We start from the raw sequence: 17,477 nt of genomic DNA, 5'->3' as shown, positions 1-17,477 counted from the left end.
AGGGAGGATGTCAGAATAGGGTGTATTACTGGGCTTCCAGCAACCCCAGCTCTCTGAAAATACAACTTCCTATTCCTTTATTCCCGTCATCGATTTATTTATAAAATTATCAATCGTTGAGAATGATCCAGCTTTTAGTGCCCTAACGCTTTTCGTGAGGAACCCCCTCAGGTCTTGGCTTTAAAGGGAGCCTAGACCCTGAATAGGCCCAAGGGATGTGTTCCTCACTATAATTTCATTACGCCGCCGGTATTGGCAGAAGTAACAAGCTTCGCGTATTTTGCAAGATAACCAGATTTGATTTTGGGTTCTGGCTGCACCCAAGCCTTCCGTCTTTCAGCTAATTCTGCTTCATCAACGACAAGCTCGATGGAACGCGTTTCTAAATCAATTAAAATTTTGTCGCCATTTTCTACAAGGGCAATGGGTCCGCCCTCGGCTGCTTCTGGAGAGATATGGCCAATGGAAATTCCGCGGCTGGCGCCGGAAAACCGCCCGTCTGTAATAAGAGCCACTTCTTTTCCAAGACCGCGTCCAACAATAGCAGAAGTAGGGGCGAGCATCTCTGGCATACCAGGACCGCCTTTCGGGCCCTCGTAGCGGATGACTACCACATGGCCAGGCTTTACTGTACCATTGTTGATGCTGTCCAGTGCCTCATCCTGTGACTCAAACACAATGGCTTCCCCAAGGAAGGTCTTTATGGATGGATCAACAGCTCCCACTTTGATTACTGCACCATCTGGGGCAATATTTCCATAAAGGATGGATAACCCGCCCACATGGCTGTAGGGATCGTCTTTTGTACGAATGACATTTGTATTGGTAATCTGTGCATCCTTGACATTTTCAGCAAGTGTTTTTCCGGTAATGGTTAGGCAGTCCTTATGAAGGGCGCCTTCCACTTTATAAAGTTCATTGATGATAGCACTGACACCGCCGGCATTATGGACATCCTGCATCGAATAATCGGAAGCAGGCATGATTTTTGCCAAATAAGGGACTCGCTCAGCAATTTTGTTAATCTCCCGCAAATCGTAATCAATGCCGGCTTCATGGGCAATGGCTAATGTATGGAGTACCGTATTGGTAGAGCCGCCCATGGCCATATCAAGAGCAAAGGCGTTATCGATCGCTTCACGGGTAACAATATCGCGTGGACGAATATCCTTTTTAATCAGTTCAATTAAATACTTGGCTGCTTGGCGAATCAGTTGATGTCTTTCTTCAGAGGTGGCAACAATAGTTCCGTTTCCTGGAACGGCCATACCCAATACTTCCATAAGACAGTTCATGGAGTTGGCGGTAAACATTCCTGAACAGGAACCGCAGGTAGGGCAGGCATTATTTTCAATTTCTAATAACTCTTGCTGGGACATCGATCCACTATGATAAGCGCCGACACCCTCGAAAACGGAGGTGAGGGATAATGGTTTTCCTGCTGCAGTTCTTCCGGCTTCCATTGGACCGCCTGAAACAAACACAGAAGGGACATTAGTCCTGACAGCAGCCATCAGCATCCCTGGTGTGATTTTGTCACAGTTTGGAATGTAGAAGACTCCGTCAAACCAGTGGGCATTAATTACGGTTTCTGCACTGTCGGCAATAATCTCGCGGCTTGGCAGTGAGTAACGCATGCCGATATGTCCCATGGCAATGCCGTCATCAACGCCAATGGTGTTAAATTCAAACGGGACGCCTCCCGCTTCGCGGATCGCTTCTTTGACGATTTCACCAAAAGTATTCAGGTGTTTATGGCCGGGAATGATGTCAATATAGGAGTTGCAGACACCGATAAACGGTTTATCTAAATCACTCGTTTTGACTCCGGCTGCGTATAATAGGCTGCGGTGGGGAGCACGGTCAATCCCCTTTTTAATCATATCGCTTCGCATTTCTCTCTATCTCCTTAACTTACAATGGCATGGTTTGCTGCTGCGGGATAACAAGACACTCCATCGGTTGTAACCAATTTTCGGAATTCTTCTAAAAGGGCCATCGTTACGTTACCGGGTTTTCCATCATTGATGGTCCGGCCATCTACATTAATAACAGCGATGACCTCCACAGCGGTTCCGGTTAAAAACACTTCATCCGCCACATATACATCATGCCGGCCAAACGGGCTTTCCTTCACTTCATACCCGATAGCCCTGGCCACGTCGATAATGGCGTTGCGGGTAATGCCCTCTAATGCTCCTAAATAGACAGGAGGTGTAAATATGACATTATTTTTCACGAGGAAGATGTTGTCAGCTGAACCTTCTGTTACATAGCCTTCGTCATTCAGCATCAAAGCTTCCTGCACACCTGCCTGATTGGCTTCTAATTTAACTAAAATATTATTTAAATAGTTGAGTGATTTTACTTGCGGACTGAGTACATCCGGACGATTTCTTCTGCTTGCCACGGAAGCAATTTTGATTCCATTTTCGTAAAACTCTTTTGGATACATGGTTAACTCTTCTGCAATAATAATCACGTTTGGATGGGAGCAGGAAGATGGGTCTAGGCCGAGATTTCCTTTGCCGCGGGATACCACAACACGAATATAGGCGCTATGCAGCTCATTTTTCCTAACCGTATCAATGATTAGCTGAGTCATTTCTTCCTTCGTGTATGGAATCCTTAGCATGATGGATTGTGCCGATTCAAATAGTCTTTTTAGGTGGGCATCTAATCTGAAAATATTTCCGGAATATACCCGAATACCCTCGAATACGCCATCACCATATAAAAAACCATGATCAAAAACGGAAATGACAGCCTCCTCTTTTTTGACGAACTCGCCGCCAATGAATATCCATTGACTTCCCAACATAACCACTCCTTTTAATATAAAACGCTTTAACTCATTAAACTTTTGAAATGTTCAGCCATGCCCTATGGCTAATGGAGTATTTTAAGAAGGGCAATTTGACTCTATGATTGCTTATTGACGATAATCATACAACCAATTAAAGACATGGTCAATATAGAAATCTGACAATTCAAACAAATCGAAAAAGCTGATAGCGTTTACATTATTGTCATATAAAGGATAAATCTGAAATAAAAAAATTATTAAAATTTTTTGAAGAGGGGAAAATCAGGGGAAACACTTGGAAATATTGAATAAAAGTGGGTAAAACAGGAAGGGAGTAATCGGCAGCGGACAAATATTTGGATGAATTTGACCGCATATAGTTGGCTTATTTTAATTTTGAAATCAATTCGTAAACTTCCCTTAAGTTATGAATCCCTTTCTCGGATGCCGCTTGTAAATAGCGGCTCCATACTTGTGCTGTCAGAATGGCATCTCCTAGCGCGTGATGCCTGTTTTTTATCTCGATTCCACAAATGCTGCAGATCTCATCTAATGATAAGGATTGTGCAGAAGGGGTGGATATTCTTGTTAAGAAAGAGGTGTCAATAATTCTGTGGGCAAATCTAATTTTTAACAAATCCCAAGTTAACTTTTGCATAAAGGATTTTTCGTGAAACGAGTGGTGGGCTACCAAAGTATCACTTTTGATAAATTTTAAAAACTTGACTAATGCTTCTGAGGCTTCTGGTGCCATGTGTAAATCTTCATCACTGATATGGGTTAGTGTTGAAATTTCTTCTGAAAGGGGAAGCTCGGATTTGACCAAGGTGTAAAAGGTATCTGCCTCCTCGATGCGGCTGCCGGTCATTTTAATGGCGCCAATCGATATGATCTGATCACCTTTTTCGGGATGAAAGCCAGTAGTCTCCAAGTCAAACACCACCACTTTTAATTCGTTCAGCGGTGAGTCTAAATCATCTTTTTGGCGCAATTCTCTTTGGAGTTCCCGGATAAAGGCCATTTGCTGCATGGTTGAAGGTCCGTGCATGCCAGCATAGACATTGGGGGAAAGCTTGCCGGGTATTTGCCTGAAAAATTGAATCATATCATTTAGCCCCATAGGAATCTTCCTTTTCCAGCAGTTTTCTTACGGCAGCAAAAAGCGCTGCACCGTGTTTGATCATGTCTTTTAATTCTCTGGTCTGTTCCTTTGTCAATCCCTTTAATGATAAATAATGTCCTGAATCATAGTCTGTTTGGTCGCATAGCTGCAGCCGATACTTTAATAGTTTTAGAAATTCCTGTTTGTATAAGTCTTTGCCGAGGGCGGAAGAGGCCGTTTCTGACATCGACTCAAGCCGTGATAATGTTGAAGTTTCCAGGAGGTTTTCTTTAAGGGCCATCAGCCTTAGTGCATTGACATACGGAAACAGTCCAATTTCTTTGATATTGAGTGACCCTGCGTGCTGCCCATAGGTTTCTGGCAGCAGTCTGCCCAGCACATTGATGCCTTTTTTATAATGCATTGTGTTATTGAGAAATTTGATCCTGAGGTGGTTATGATCAGCCATTTGAAAAATCTGTTTTTTTAATGCATTAACATTGCCTTTCTCCCCAAAAAGGGTGCGGGCATCGAGAAAGATGAGCAAATATCGGATGGATTCCCAAGAGGATTCTTCTAGCCAGCTGGACAGCTGCTTTTCCCATTCGGAAATGGACTTGCACCAAAGTGGATTGCTCGCCATCACACCGCCATCACAATAAGGATAGCCTGATTCGAAAAGCCCTTTGGAAATTTCATTGCCAAGCTCCAAAAAGTAGGATTGCGCTTCTGTGGAATGGCAAAGGTAGATTAATCCATGGTCTTGATCGCTCCACACTGATTGCTCCGACCTGCCGGCACTGCCTGTTACAAAAAAAGAGAAGGGACAGGGAGGAGGGCCAAATTCCTTTTCAGTATTTTCTAAAGCAAGCAGGATTACCTGTTTATAGATTTCATCGTGCAGCTTGTTAATACGAAAGTGGTCTTTGGATGCTTCGGCCATGTGTTCCAATCGAAATGTTTTTATTTCTGGGTAGCTGCTGAAAGTCATTCCAATCCCCTCTTTCGTACAAAAGCGCTCCTGCAGGGATCGGTTTCCCAATACCCGCAGGAGCTGTCTCTATGATTCTAACAAATTATGCGTTTATCTTTTGTTCTGCTTTTACTAATTCTGGATAGCCATAGCTGCCGTGTTCACTCATGTCAAGACCGATAATTTCTTCTTCTTCGGTTACACGGAGTCCGTTCATAACGGCTTTCATAATGGACAATAGGATAAAGGATACGACAAAGGCAAATGCGCCGCATACCACTACACCCATTGCTTGAACGCCAAGCTGATGCAGGCCGCCGCCGTAAAATAATCCCGGCTGTCCGACAGTAGCTAATTCTTTTGTGGCAAAGAAGCCAGTTGATAATGTTCCCCAAACCCCTGCTGTTCCATGTACGGATAAAGCAGCGATCGGATCATCGATTTTTATTTTTTCAAAGAATCGAATGCTATAGAATACGAGAATTCCAGCGATAAATCCAATAACAATGGATGCCCAAGTTTCAACAAAGGCACAGGAAGCTGTGATGGCTACCAACCCAGCAAGAGCGCCATTTAACATCATCGGCACATCTGCTTTTCCTAATACAACCCAAGAAATAATCATCGCAGCCACAGTCCCTGCTGCTGCAGCTAGATTTGTATTTACGGCAACAAAGCCGAAAAATCCTGCATCTGCCGATAAGGTACTGCCTGCATTGAAACCGAACCAGCCAACCCATAGCAGTAATACGCTTAATGCAGTATATACTTGGTTGTGGCCAGCGAAATTATTAGCCGAACCATCTTTGTTGTACTTGCCAATACGAGGCTTTAGAATAATTGTTGCTGCTAATGCCGCCATGGCACCGGTTAAGTGAACAACGGTCGAACCTGCAAAGTCTTGCTTTCCGTGTTCAGCCAGCCATCCGCCGCCCCAGATCCAATGAGCGATTGGAGGATAAACGATAACGGAAAATAATACAGCAAAGACGAGATAGGCACCTAATTTCGCTCTTTCAGCAAATCCTCCAAAGGCTATTGTTAACGAAATTCCAGCAAAGGCTAATTGGAATAAAAAGAAAACGGCTCCTGATAATGACATTCCGTCAATGTCATATCCGGAATAAAAGAAATCGGAAAAGCCGAGAATGGAATTTCCTTTACCGAAAATTAATCCAAATCCTACAGCCCAAAAGATGACAGATGAAATAGAAAACGTAAGGATTGTCTTACCAGCAATGTGGCCGGCATTTTTCATTCTGGTTGATCCTGTTTCTAACAGAATGAAACCTCCGATCATTAAAATAACAAGTACTGCTCCTAACATTACCCAAATACTGTTTAATAAAAATGCAGTATCCATTCTTACTCCCCCTTTTGCTTTTTATGTCAAAATTTATGACATCTAATTTAGTAGTATTGTGACATGACTAGGAGAGAAGTTCTATATTTTAGTAAGATAATCTGACATAGTTTTTGAGGGGAAGTAGAAATTGAGCTGTTAAACCAGGCTTTTGAATGGGAGAAAGGCGAGAAAGACACGATCAGTTGCAGCAGTTTGTAGCCTGTTCAACAAAAAAAAGCCCCTGCAGCTTATGCAGAGGGACCTTTCCGTAAACCGAATTGCGCATTTAATTGTCCTTGGATCATCTTACGGCGAATCTCATCCTGTGTTTGTTTCTTCTGGGCGCGAATCATTTCCTTTCTAATTTCATGCGTTTGCACACCATCTTCGATTTTATTGGCGATCTCTACCAATAACTCAACATCAGAAAATGAATATTTTCGGCTTCCGCCTGCAGTTCGTTCTGGAAATATCAGCTTTCTCTCTTCATAATAACGAATTTGCCTTTCGGAAAGTCCTGTCAGGTCGCGGACAATTCCGATGGTTATTACCTTTTTATCTTTGTAGGAAGTATCCATTCTTGTTTCTCACCACACCCTGGCTTGCGATTTATTATTTCTATTATCTTATGTCACATTTTCTCACATGAGAGTGAATTTTGGAACTAAAAAGTTTTATTTTTCTGAAAAAAATCTTTGGAACATTTGGCGGGGAGAATAGAGTTCTTATATAAATGATCTAATTCGCTGACCGTCAAAGAAGCAAGCTCCGTTTCGGAAAATTGCCCTAATGACAATAAACGTCTTATATAAAACTCTTTTAATTGGTCAAGACCTCTCCTTAAATGGGTTGACACCTTTTACCCCTCCTTGTAAGACAGCTTCAGTAATTTTGCAGCTTCCTTAAAAGCTCGTGTGCCTTTGCGCCCAAAAGCAACATCAGCTCTTCATATAATTCATCTCGTAATTTATCTAATTGAATGATGGTTTCAGCTAATTTGATATCACTTTTACGATACATTACGATCTTCCTCTCTAGGTTTATAAGTGTAAATTAGCTGAAATTTCCGTCTTTGTCAGTGTTCTTGTCAGAAAATATCACAATAATTTTATTGCGGCCTTTCGTTTTTGAAAGAAAATCTTACTAAAATGAAAAATGGATATCTCAAATGAAGGGTCAGGCCCCCGTCTGAGAAATCCATTTTTTCTTGTTGGTTAACCTTTTAATATTCTCCATCAAATGGCGTAAATGGGAAGTTGAATCGTCTTTCTACTGCCCGAAGCCGCTGATTGACTCGTTGAAGCCGGCGTTGAAGCTGAGTGACGTCTCTTTGCAGGCGTTCATTGGATCTTTCCAGCTGAGCGACTCGGCGCTCGAGCTGTTGCGGCTGTCTGTTAGGGTCATATTGTTCTGGCTGAATGAATGGAGTATACGAATCCACCGGAACAAAAGTGTGGTAATCGATTTGCATATTCTGTGGCTGCGGATAGCCATATGGGTACATTGGGCATCTCTCCTAATAGGTAATTGGTACGCTATAACATATGCCATATACCCAGCAGAGCAACGGCTAATGCCTATCACTGCAGCCCAAGACTTGATTGATCCAATAATATTTTCTGACAGCAATGTTCTGGCAGCATCATTATGAAGCCAAGTTTCTATTACCTCTATAAATATAGTAAAAAATAAAAATGATTGAATAAAAAATTGAAAAATATTATAATCATGTATATTCTAAAAATTATTAATATTAGTAAAAAATACTTTTATAAAAAAATATTAGGGGGTTTTTAAATGAAAAAATTTAAGCTCTTGGCGATGGCCGCGGCAGTATTTCTGTTTTTCCTCTCCGCCTGCGGCACGAGTGAGACCAGCGGAGACAGCGGCAGCGGCGGAGATGGCGGAAAGAAAACGTTGAGAATCGTAACCGATGCGGCCTACGCGCCGTTTGAGTACCAGGACAAAGGGGATGTGGTAGGCTTTGATATTGATTTTATCAAGGCAGTGGCCAAAGAGGCTGGTTATGAAGCAAAAGTTGAACACGTCGGCTGGGATCCCTTGTTTGTGGAAATAAAGGGAAAAACAGCAGATGCTGCCGTTTCGGCGATCACGATTAATGATGAACGTAAACAAACGTATGATTTTTCGGTGCCGTACTTTTTATCTACGAATAAAATTATGATCCCAAAAGACAGCCCAATCAAAAGTGCAGAGGACTTAAAAGATAAGGTGGTTGCTGTCCAGAATGGCACAACTGGCCAAGAGGCGGTTGAAGCGCTGTTGGGAGCCGAAAATAAAAATATTAAAAAGTTTAAAGATAATAATCTCGCCATAATGGAATTAAAAGGCGGCGGAGCCGATGCGGTTGTTGCCGATAATACGGTCATTGAAGAGTATGTAAAGAATAACCCGAAGGAAAACTTTGTTGTTATTGAGGATCCGGTTTTTGAAAAAGAATTTTATGGCGTTATGTTTCCAAAGGCCAGCAAACTAAAAGCAGAGTTTGATAAAGCAATTAAGGCATTGATGGAAAATGGGGAATACGCAAAAATTTATAATGACTGGTTCAAGGTAGACCCGGATTTAACTGAAATTAAAGCACAACAATAAATCAGAGCAAAAATTGCGTAACTCTTTTCACATAAGCAGTTACGCAATTTTTATATAACAGTAGGAATGGAAACACCATGATAGTTCGCAAGATTAATAGGAGGACACTCTGATGGATATACGTTGGGATATATTGGCTGAATACGCACCTTTTTTCGCAAAAGGCACCTTGCTGACGATCGGGCTTTCAATCGCCAGTATTATAATTGGCTGTGTGCTTGGATTGTTTATCGGGATAGGGAAAATGTCTAAAAATAAGTGGATAGCCCTTCCATTTAATTGTTATATCACATTTTTCCGAGGCACCCCTTTATTGGTTCAGATTCTATTGGTTCACTTTGGTCTCGTGCCGCTTGTATTGGGACAAACAAATGGCATTACAGCAGCTATCACCGCTCTCTCGCTAAACTCGGCGGCCTATGTGGCAGAAATCTTCCGGGCAGGCATTCAATCAATTGATAAGGGCCAGATGGAGGCCGCCCGTTCTTTAGGAATGAATCATAGGCAGGCGATGCGCTTTGTGATCCTGCCGCAGGCCTTTAAACGAATGATCCCGCCGCTTGGAAATGAATTTATTGTTTTAATTAAGGATTCTTCCTTGGCGGCGATTATCGCTGTAAAAGAGCTCATCTATTGGGGACAAGCACTGCAGGGACAGTATTATCGGGTATGGGAGCCTTATATTACCGCCGCCCTGATTTATCTGGTTTTAACCTTTTCGTTAAGCTTAGTGTTATCCCGACTTGAAAGAAGGTTGGCTACAGAATGATAGAAGTAAAGAATTTGAAAAAGACTTTTGGGAAAAATGAAGTCCTCAAGAAAATCAATGTGACGATAAAGCCTCAAGAGGTGGTGGTTGTCATTGGCCCGTCAGGTTCGGGAAAATCGACCTTTCTTCGCTGCATTAATTTATTGGAATCGATCACAGATGGTCAAGTGTTCATTGAGGGGGTTGATGTGACCGACAAAAAGACCGACATCAATAAAATCCGTACAGAAGTGGGAATGGTATTTCAGCAATTTAACCTTTTTCCGCATAAAACAGTTATTCAAAATATCATGCTTGCCCCAATGAAGGTAAGGAATATACCGGAAGAAAAAGCCAGAGCCAAAGGAATGGAGCTGTTGGCTAAAGTAGGTTTAGCGGATAAAGCGGAGGCCTATCCCGATTCTTTGTCCGGCGGTCAAAAACAGCGGGTGGCAATCGCAAGGGCGCTGGCGATGGAACCGAAAATCATGTTATTTGACGAGCCGACCTCAGCACTTGATCCGGAAATGGTCGGTGAAGTACTTGAAGTCATGAAACAGCTGGCAAAGGAAGGGATGACCATGGTCGTTGTTACCCATGAAATGGGGTTTGCCAGAGAAGTCGGAGACAGGGTTTTGTTGATGGATGGAGGGATCATTGTAGAAGAAAACGTTCCTCAAGAGTTATTCGAACATCCGCAAGAGGAACGGACCATCGCATTCTTAAGTAAAGTGTTATAGATTTTGCAACTGGGGGCTAATCAGGCCTCCCTTTTTTATAAACCCAGCCCTATTGTTTGTCTTATAATTGAAATACTCCTGTCATGTTTTTTAAAAATACCTCTGATAAAATTGTAATAATAGGACTTATTTTCTAAACAATCATCGAATAGTATAAGGAATAATTGTGCCTCTTTTCCATATGAATGACATAGAGTGTTGCAATTGGAGGGAAAGAAATGACATTAGAACAGCAATTAATTGATAAAACGTATTATAAAATGTTCATAAATGAACTTGAAGATAAGCATCCCATCGAGGTGCTCGGTGATGCCTTCCAAGAGGAAGCGAAAAAGGACGTGCCTGATTTAACTAATTTGCGTTACGCGCAAGGCGAAGTCTATTTTCATGCTAAGGATTACGAAGCAGCTATTTTTAAATGGGAAAACATCATCAATGAATTAGAGCCATGGGCGAAAAAAAATACGGCAGATGCTTATTGCAAGCTTGGGCTCCTATCAACAGCAGAAGATCTGTATACCGCCATTGTGACAGATAATCCCTCATTAAAATCGGAACTGTCATTACAGTTGTTTTCGTTATATATTGACCGGGAAAAACTCCAGGCGGCAACGGCAGAAATCAAACGGGCAATTGTTTCCAATCCCGATTACCCAAATCTCACTTCTATCGCGCGTCATTTCTTTGAAGAGCAGAAGGATTGGGAAAACGCCATTGAATTGGCTGTCAATGAAGCGAAGCGGACCCAATCCCTGGAATGGTACGGAATTCTCCATTCCTATCTTGTTCGAGGAATGACCAAAGCGTTCGCTCCTAACTATTTTTCCCAAGTAATCGTAAATCTGTATGACATCGATCGGAATGAGTTTGAAAAGCTTGTCTCGGCGTTTTGGAATAGTTATAAGCATGAAGCAAACTATTTTACTTGGCTAAAAGAATTCAATTATTTATTAATGAACCTGGACATTAATCGGGAGGACCAGTGGACAGGACTATCTGAGCTTTGTAAAGAAACGTATTTCCATTTTATTGGCGGGGACTATTATATCAAGCAGCTGGAAGAAATTGTCCCAGAATTGCTGACTAACTGGCTTCGGCTGGCGGATGATGCCCATGTGGTATTGTCTGCTGCTGCATTGCTGTCCTGGAATGAACTTTTTCCAGCCAGCCTTAGTCTGGTTATTGTGGAAGAGGCTGAAAAAGTCATCAGTGCAACGGCAGTGGAAATGGATGAACTTGAGGAGTGCCTGCACCTGTTTGCCTCCATTATTAAGTGGGCACAAGCTCACGACATGGGGGAAAATGGCCGGATGCAATGGATCGCCCGCCAACTGATCGAGTTTAATACACAGCACATTTTGGTGGCAGGGCTCAATGGCAGCGGAAAATCTGCGTTTCTTAATACGGTTTTAGGTGAACCGTTACAGGATGCCCCAACCTCAACAGTGGTGATGTTCGAAAGTGGCGAGGAATTGGAAATCACAGAAATTACCGATGAGGAAATCAATAGTCTCCAAGATTTCACAGCCTTTCAAGAGCGGATGGATCGGATGCGCCATGCGATGCACTCGGTTATTGACTACCGGCTGCCTAATCGCTTTTTAGCGGAAAATGAGCTGGCTTTTATCGACACACCTGGATTAAAAGGGACTCCGCATGCTGATCGCCATGATGTATTAACCTATCTTCAAATGGCAGATACCGTCCTGTTTGTGCTGGACGCCAATGCGCCATTAACGGAAAAAGAAAGAGCAGCGCTTGAGCAAATTCAGCGAATGGCTCCCGATATACCCGTCCATTTTCTGTTGACAAAGATGGATACGATTCCGAATGAACAGGATGCCATCCGTATTTTAGAAGAAACAAAGGCTGATATCAAATCGATATTGCCAGATGCCAAAGCATTCGCTTTCTCTGCCCAATATGATCGGGATCAGCAGCTGGGGGATTTGCAGGAATTCCTTCTCACCATCAAGAATACGAGAAACATAGAGGATAAACGCTTGGCAAAGCTGCTCTATTATATTCGGACAACGATTGCTTCCCTTCTGCAAAAAAGAATCGATGTGGAGAATCACTTGGCTGACACGATCCGCTGGAATGAAGAGATGTATGCCAAACTGACCGGAGCCGTCAACCAGCTGAATGATTCTATTCTGCAAGAAGCAAAGGCGATAACGAAATCATACCATTCCCTGAAGGAGAACATTGAGGAGGAAATAATGGCGGGTGTCCGAAGGAAGCTTAGAGATTGCGGCTCTTTGATTAAGGAAGACAGCAACTTTAGCAAAATTCATTTGGACCTTAACGAAGAGATGAATAATCAATTACAGGATTATTTAGAAAACCAAGTCATGCCAAAATATTACCTCATGCTCCAGGATTGGCTGATTAACTGTAAGGAAAAGTTTGATGAAAGCCAAGAGCATTTAAACGAATTGGCCCAAGGATTTAACAGCATTTACGGGGAAGAGCGTCTGCAGCTCGAATGCGACTTTCGCGTTCTTGATGACTGGAGCCGTGATATCAACAGATTGACAAGCGGCTTTAGCCTTGAAAAAGAAAATATTCTGCTGCGGCGGACCCCTTCCCAATTTTTGTTGAAAAGCGCCGGAAAGTTATTGGGTTCTCTTTCCAATAATAAAAACATGTTGTATAACAAATACAAAGGGTTTGTGGAAAATGAGGACTATTCAGAAACCATTGAATCGGTATGCCGCCAGTTTTTCCAGCCATTCCAGCTATTTGAAAAATCATTGGAGCGGGATGTCAGCTTATTTTTAAAAAATCCATTAGCAATTCTAACCCAGGCAGCACAAGAAACAAGTAAGGAAATTGAAGAAAATCAAGCGATGTTAAATCGATTGAATACGAATCCGGAAATTTTCCGAGATCCATTGACCTTGTTTGAATTAAGGCTGCGCCAGTTCGAATGGATGACGGTAGCAGGCAAAGGCGTGCAAATTGTATATTAATCACAAAAAAGGATGATGCCATTGGCATTGTCCTTTTTGTTTTTATAAAAAATATTCTTAAGAAAAACTTAAGATTTATAGTAAAGTAAAGTTAAGATTTTGCCATTATTATGAAGGCTATGAAGCAATTTGGAAAGCAGGGGTAGAATGGATCCATATTATGTGCTTGTGGTGGACGATGAAAAAGAAATCCGGGATGCAATTGAAATATATTTGAAAAATGAAGGTGTTACCGTACTTAAAGCTAAGGATGGAATGGAAGCGTTAGAAATATTAAATGAACACCCTGTCCATTTAATTATCTTAGATGTGATGATGCCAAGGCTGGACGGAATCGCTGCCACCTATAAAATTCGCGAGCAAAAAAATATTCCCATTATCATTTTAAGTGCCAAAAGCGAGGACACCGATAAGATTTTAGGGCTGCAGGTTGGTGCCGACGATTATGTGACCAAGCCGTTTAACCCGATGGAACTGGTTGCCAGGGTGAAGTCCCAGCTTAGAAGATATGTATCGCTTGGAACCTTTGAAGGGGTCAAAAAGGTCATTGATTTAAAGGGTCTCACCTTAGATCCAGCAGCGAAAGAAGTAACGGTTCATGGCGATCCGGTAAAACTGACCCCTATTGAATACAAAATCGTCGAATTGTTGATGACGAATGCCGGCAGGGTCTTTTCAATCGACGAGATTTATGAACGGGTATGGAAGGAGCCCGGCTATAATGCAGAAAATACGGTAGCTGTCCATATCAGGAAGATACGTGAAAAAATTGAAATTGATCCAAAAAATCCAAGGTTTTTAAAGGTGGTATGGGGGATTGGCTACAAAATGGAAAAATAGAATCATTATTGCAGTGTGGTCGTTTCTGGTTTCTTTTGGGCTAAGCGGAATCCTGGCGGCATTCATGTATGGCAGCCAATACATATATCAAGATTATTTTCATACTCCTGAATTCCAATCTGAACTGGATCAATTTGCAGGCTATTTAAGTTTGTTCGAGCTGCACGATCTTACTTTGGAAGAGGCAAAGAAATCGATCACCGTAACGGAGGAAGATATCAATGAACACCGGTACCGGTACGGCACTCTTCCGGAACAAGTCGATAATATAAAAGGGCAATATGAAGAAAGAATTCAGGGAGCGTTGGATGCGGGCAACCAAGATGCGGCGGATGCGTTTAAGGCAGAAAGGGACGGAAAAATAGAGGATATTACCAATAACTTTAAAAGCGACGATTATGTCAGGCCAAAGGTTGTTAAAGAAAAAGAGCAGCAGCTGGAAGAATACTATAAAAAGCGGGAGGGCTTAAGGCCGCAATTTGATCAGTATAATCAAGCGTTTCAATATTATTTCAAAAATATAGAAACCAATCAAGTCTATAGCGATGTAATCAATACCCATGAAAGTTCAGAAAAAGAGCGGTTAAGCCAAAAAAACACGCTTTATGTCACCAATATGACCATTGGCAGGGATTATACGGTAAATTACAGTGTTCCGGGGTATGAAACATTATTGGATTCTATTCTTCCTGCAGCTGCTTCTACCTATGTGGGACAGATTGCGATACCTACATCACTTTCTGCTGCGAGCCCATTCATGGAACAATATGAAAACTTTAAGCAAACTCAGCGGCTGCTGTTGATTTATGCCTTATCAGGGGTTATTGCTTTGCTATCTAGTTTATTACTGTTAAAAAAATCTAAAGCTTTGCCTGCTACAGTGGAAAAGTGGCGCCCGTATTATAATAAGCTGCCGCTTGATGTAAGAGTTCTCTTCTTTATTCTAACCGGTTTCGGAATCATTGCCGCGGTACTATTTGCCAGCAGTCAAGCAATCAACGTACTGACGATTCCAACTGATGGGATCGAGACGGCAGGCAGCCTCATCATTGCCTCATGCTGCATGGGATATACGTATTTACAATGGAAATACCTTGTTTCATCCATAAAGGATTGGCAAAATCTCAAAGCAGAATGGAAACAGTGTCTTTTCTATAGAGCGGGGAAGCAACTCGATCAATGGTTTAAAAAAACATCCCAAAGTTTGCAGGCGGCTTTTTTAAATCAAACGACAGGCGTGCAGATCTTGATTGTGTTGATTCTGATCTATGGTCTGGGAGCTGCCGCTGTCATGACCATCATCCATCCGGTTTTTATTCTGATGTATCTGATTCTGATGGGGGCCGTCGGTATTCCTCTCGTTGTCACTGTGGTTCGGAAAATTGTCTATTTTAACCGAATTGTTGAAAAAACAAAAGAGATTGCCTCGGGTAATCTTGGCGATCACCTAGAGGTATCAGGGAAAACGGCTCTGGCGGCGCTTGCTGGCAATATTAATATTTTAAAACAGGGCTACAAGCATTCCCGAAACGAGCAGGCGAAAAGTGAACGGCTGAAAACCGAATTGATTACCAATGTCAGCCATGATTTAAGGACACCGTTGACATCGATTATTACCTATACGGAGCTTTTGAAAAACAATGATGTATCTAACGTGGACAAGGCTGCCTACCTGGATATTATTGACCGAAAATCAAAACGGTTAAAGGTGCTGATTGATGATTTATTCGAGGTCTCCAAAATGGCAAGCGGCAATATGAAATTGACTAAGGACAAAGTCGATCTTGTCCAGCTATTGCAGCAGGCGCTTGGGGAATACGACGATATTATTAATGAATCAAGCTTGCAATTTCGAATCACCAATACGGAGAAACCTATTTATGCAATGGTAGACGGGCAAAAGATGTGGCGGGTTTTTGATAACTTGATCGGAAATATTCTTAAATATTCACTAGAAAATTCGAGAGTTTATATGACGATAACGAAGGCTGACGGACAAGCGATAATCACCTTTAAAAATGTCTCCAAATATGAGCTGAATGAAAACAGTGACGAGCTGTTTGAACGGTTTAAACGGGGCGATACTTCACGTCATACGGAAGGATCCGGTTTAGGGCTTGCGATCGCTAAATCAATCGTCGATCTTCATGAAGGGCAGCTTGAAATTGAGACGGATGGGGATTTGTTTAAAGTAAGCATCTTATTAAAGCTTGAGGATTAGGCACCGCCTTCGTTCATAGAAAAAGGGCAAGATGGGAGGGGTAAACATATGTCTGGTATTGATTTTTCTGAACTATACAGTCTGTATTATAAACGGATGTTTCATATATGCTACTCAATTACACGAGATCGCTACTTGGCTGAGGATGTTGTTCAAGAAACGTTCATTAAGGCCCTGAGGAAGGCAGATACGATTGAGGATCAAACGAAAGTCGGGGCATGGCTGTCTGTAATTGCCACGAGAACGGCCATTGACTTTGTCCGGGTGGAACGGAAGAAGAAGGGAATCCTCATGGAGAAGGCGATGCTCGAAAGCTTAGGGAATGAAATGAAGCACAATGTAGAGGAGGAGGTCGAAACAGGGCTGATGGCCGAACAAGTTAATGTTGCCATCCAAAAGCTGAATCATGAGTATCAGGATGTTTTATGGCTCAAGATCGGCCGCGGTTTAAAGGAGCATGAGATTGCCCGCGCCCTTGATATTAAACCAAGTACCGTCAAAACAAGAATCTATCGGGCAAGACAGCAATTAAAGCAGCTGTTTCTAAAACAGGTAAGTGCATAGGAATCTCGGTGAACGGATTACTGTCGGAAGAAAGGTGTCAACTGTCGGAAAGGGTGATCCAACTGTCGGAAAGGGTGATCCAACTGTCGGAAGTGAGGTGTCAACTGTCGAAAGCGAGTTGTCAACTGTCGGAAAGCAGGCCGCTACTGTCGGAAGCGGGTCCAACTGTCGGAAAGGGTGATCCAACTGTCGGAAGCGAGTCCAACTGTCGGAAAGGGTGATCCAACTGTCGGAAGTGAGGTGTCAACTGTCGAAAGCGAGTTGTCAACTGTCGGAAGCGGGTCCAACTGTCGGAAAGGGTGATCCAACTGTCGGAAGTGAGGTGTCAACTGTCGGAAGAGAGTTGTCAACTGTCGGAAAGCAGGCCGTCACTGTCGGAAGCGGGTCCAACTGTCGGAAAGGGTGATCCGACTGTCGGAAGTGAGGTGTCAACTGTCGAAAGCGAGTTGTCAACTGTCGGAAAGCAGGCCGCCACTGTCGGAAGCGGGTCCAACTGTCGGAAAGGGTGATCCAACTGTCGGAAGTGAGGTGTCAACTGTCGGAAGAGAGT

Annotated in this window: 18 protein-coding genes; 9 read left to right on the top strand and 9 right to left on the bottom strand. The window is 42.6% G+C overall.

Annotated features, from left to right (window positions below; all coding sequences use genetic code 11):
- Window positions 1–227: 227 nt before the first annotated feature.
- From ilvD to NFS43_RS07115, 9 genes are all read right to left on the bottom strand, one after another.
- Entirely contained in the window at window positions 228–1,895 is a 1,668-nt protein-coding gene (gene ilvD, locus NFS43_RS07155) for a dihydroxy-acid dehydratase (RefSeq protein ID WP_251550890.1), read from the bottom strand.
- Window positions 1,896–1,909: 14 nt separating this feature from the next.
- Window positions 1,910–2,818 carry a branched-chain-amino-acid transaminase gene (gene ilvE, locus NFS43_RS07150; RefSeq protein ID WP_251550888.1) on the bottom strand — a complete coding sequence of 303 codons (909 nt, stop codon included), beginning with the start codon at window positions 2,816–2,818 and terminating at the stop codon, window positions 1,910–1,912.
- 373 nt (window positions 2,819–3,191) lie between these two features.
- Window positions 3,192–3,926, bottom strand: a complete 735-nt coding sequence (locus tag NFS43_RS07145) for an exonuclease domain-containing protein (protein ID WP_251550886.1) — start codon at window positions 3,924–3,926, stop codon at window positions 3,192–3,194.
- Complete coding sequence (locus NFS43_RS07140) at window positions 3,913–4,899, bottom strand: DUF294 nucleotidyltransferase-like domain-containing protein (RefSeq protein ID WP_251550884.1); 987 nt, start codon at window positions 4,897–4,899, stop codon at window positions 3,913–3,915. The genes NFS43_RS07145 and NFS43_RS07140 overlap by 14 nt, the downstream gene beginning before the upstream one ends.
- Before the next feature lie 85 nt (window positions 4,900–4,984).
- Complete coding sequence (locus tag NFS43_RS07135; protein ID WP_251550882.1) at window positions 4,985–6,244, bottom strand: ammonium transporter; 1,260 nt, start codon at window positions 6,242–6,244, stop codon at window positions 4,985–4,987.
- Window positions 6,245–6,474: 230 nt separating this feature from the next.
- Window positions 6,475–6,804: a MerR family transcriptional regulator gene (locus NFS43_RS07130; protein WP_251550881.1), complete on the bottom strand. Its 330-nt coding sequence runs from the start codon at window positions 6,802–6,804 to the stop codon at window positions 6,475–6,477.
- A gap of 86 nt (window positions 6,805–6,890) precedes the next feature.
- Window positions 6,891–7,082, bottom strand: coding sequence for a Fur-regulated basic protein FbpA (locus NFS43_RS07125; RefSeq protein ID WP_251550880.1), 192 nt, complete (start codon window positions 7,080–7,082; stop codon window positions 6,891–6,893).
- Between the two features lie 26 nt (window positions 7,083–7,108).
- Complete coding sequence (locus NFS43_RS07120) at window positions 7,109–7,246, bottom strand: hypothetical protein (RefSeq protein WP_251550879.1); 138 nt, start codon at window positions 7,244–7,246, stop codon at window positions 7,109–7,111.
- A gap of 202 nt (window positions 7,247–7,448) precedes the next feature.
- Complete coding sequence (locus NFS43_RS07115) at window positions 7,449–7,730, bottom strand: hypothetical protein (RefSeq protein WP_251550878.1); 282 nt, start codon at window positions 7,728–7,730, stop codon at window positions 7,449–7,451.
- 293 nt (window positions 7,731–8,023) lie between these two features.
- Between NFS43_RS07115 and NFS43_RS07110 the strand changes: the two genes are divergently transcribed.
- The 9 genes from NFS43_RS07110 to NFS43_RS07070 all read left to right on the top strand — a co-directional run bounded on the left by NFS43_RS07110 (window position 8,024) and on the right by NFS43_RS07070 (window position 17,333).
- Window positions 8,024–8,839, top strand: a complete 816-nt coding sequence (locus NFS43_RS07110; protein ID WP_251550877.1) for a basic amino acid ABC transporter substrate-binding protein — start codon at window positions 8,024–8,026, stop codon at window positions 8,837–8,839.
- Window positions 8,840–8,951: 112 nt separating this feature from the next.
- Entirely contained in the window at window positions 8,952–9,608 is a 657-nt protein-coding gene (locus NFS43_RS07105) for an amino acid ABC transporter permease (RefSeq protein WP_251550876.1), read from the top strand.
- Complete coding sequence (locus NFS43_RS07100) at window positions 9,605–10,327, top strand: amino acid ABC transporter ATP-binding protein (RefSeq protein WP_251550875.1); 723 nt, start codon at window positions 9,605–9,607, stop codon at window positions 10,325–10,327. Before NFS43_RS07105 ends, NFS43_RS07100 begins: the two co-directional genes overlap by 4 nt.
- A gap of 218 nt (window positions 10,328–10,545) precedes the next feature.
- A complete protein-coding gene (locus tag NFS43_RS07095) occupies window positions 10,546–13,302 on the top strand; it encodes a dynamin family protein (RefSeq protein WP_251550874.1) in 2,757 nt (918 codons plus the stop codon).
- 147 nt (window positions 13,303–13,449) lie between these two features.
- Entirely contained in the window at window positions 13,450–14,142 is a 693-nt protein-coding gene (locus tag NFS43_RS07090; RefSeq protein WP_251550872.1) for a response regulator transcription factor, read from the top strand.
- Window positions 14,120–16,363 carry a histidine kinase dimerization/phospho-acceptor domain-containing protein gene (locus NFS43_RS07085; protein WP_251550870.1) on the top strand — a complete coding sequence of 748 codons (2,244 nt, stop codon included), beginning with the start codon at window positions 14,120–14,122 and terminating at the stop codon, window positions 16,361–16,363. Before NFS43_RS07090 ends, NFS43_RS07085 begins: the two co-directional genes overlap by 23 nt.
- Before the next feature lie 48 nt (window positions 16,364–16,411).
- Window positions 16,412–16,927, top strand: a complete 516-nt coding sequence (locus NFS43_RS07080; RefSeq protein WP_251550868.1) for an RNA polymerase sigma factor — start codon at window positions 16,412–16,414, stop codon at window positions 16,925–16,927.
- Window positions 16,920–17,108: a hypothetical protein gene (locus NFS43_RS07075; protein ID WP_251550866.1), complete on the top strand. Its 189-nt coding sequence runs from the start codon at window positions 16,920–16,922 to the stop codon at window positions 17,106–17,108. Before NFS43_RS07080 ends, NFS43_RS07075 begins: the two co-directional genes overlap by 8 nt.
- A 54-nt stretch (window positions 17,109–17,162) precedes the next feature.
- Window positions 17,163–17,333: a hypothetical protein gene (locus NFS43_RS07070; RefSeq protein ID WP_251550865.1), complete on the top strand. Its 171-nt coding sequence runs from the start codon at window positions 17,163–17,165 to the stop codon at window positions 17,331–17,333.
- Window positions 17,334–17,477: the final 144 nt, after the last annotated feature.

Source organism: Neobacillus muris, assembly GCF_943193175.1.
Lineage (GTDB): Bacteria > Bacillota > Bacilli > Bacillales > Cytobacillaceae > Neobacillus > Neobacillus muris.
Note: the sequence above shows the minus strand (reverse complement) of the source record. Positions and strands in the feature narration are given on the sequence as shown.

Coding starts and splice junctions, on each gene's coding strand:
- NFS43_RS07115 (WP_251550878.1), bottom strand. CDS start 7,730: ATGTACCCATATGGCTATCCGCAGCCACAGAATATGCAAATCGATTAC.
- NFS43_RS07110 (WP_251550877.1), top strand. CDS start 8,024: ATGAAAAAATTTAAGCTCTTGGCGATGGCCGCGGCAGTATTTCTGTTT.
- NFS43_RS07140 (WP_251550884.1), bottom strand. CDS start 4,899: ATGACTTTCAGCAGCTACCCAGAAATAAAAACATTTCGATTGGAACAC.
- NFS43_RS07100 (WP_251550875.1), top strand. CDS start 9,605: ATGATAGAAGTAAAGAATTTGAAAAAGACTTTTGGGAAAAATGAAGTC.
- NFS43_RS07095 (WP_251550874.1), top strand. CDS start 10,546: ATGACATTAGAACAGCAATTAATTGATAAAACGTATTATAAAATGTTC.
- NFS43_RS07130 (WP_251550881.1), bottom strand. CDS start 6,804: ATGGATACTTCCTACAAAGATAAAAAGGTAATAACCATCGGAATTGTC.
- NFS43_RS07090 (WP_251550872.1), top strand. CDS start 13,450: ATGGATCCATATTATGTGCTTGTGGTGGACGATGAAAAAGAAATCCGG.
- NFS43_RS07105 (WP_251550876.1), top strand. CDS start 8,952: ATGGATATACGTTGGGATATATTGGCTGAATACGCACCTTTTTTCGCA.
- NFS43_RS07080 (WP_251550868.1), top strand. CDS start 16,412: ATGTCTGGTATTGATTTTTCTGAACTATACAGTCTGTATTATAAACGG.
- NFS43_RS07135 (WP_251550882.1), bottom strand. CDS start 6,244: ATGGATACTGCATTTTTATTAAACAGTATTTGGGTAATGTTAGGAGCA.
- NFS43_RS07145 (WP_251550886.1), bottom strand. CDS start 3,926: ATGGGGCTAAATGATATGATTCAATTTTTCAGGCAAATACCCGGCAAG.
- ilvD (WP_251550890.1), bottom strand. CDS start 1,895: ATGCGAAGCGATATGATTAAAAAGGGGATTGACCGTGCTCCCCACCGC.
- NFS43_RS07120 (WP_251550879.1), bottom strand. CDS start 7,246: ATGTATCGTAAAAGTGATATCAAATTAGCTGAAACCATCATTCAATTA.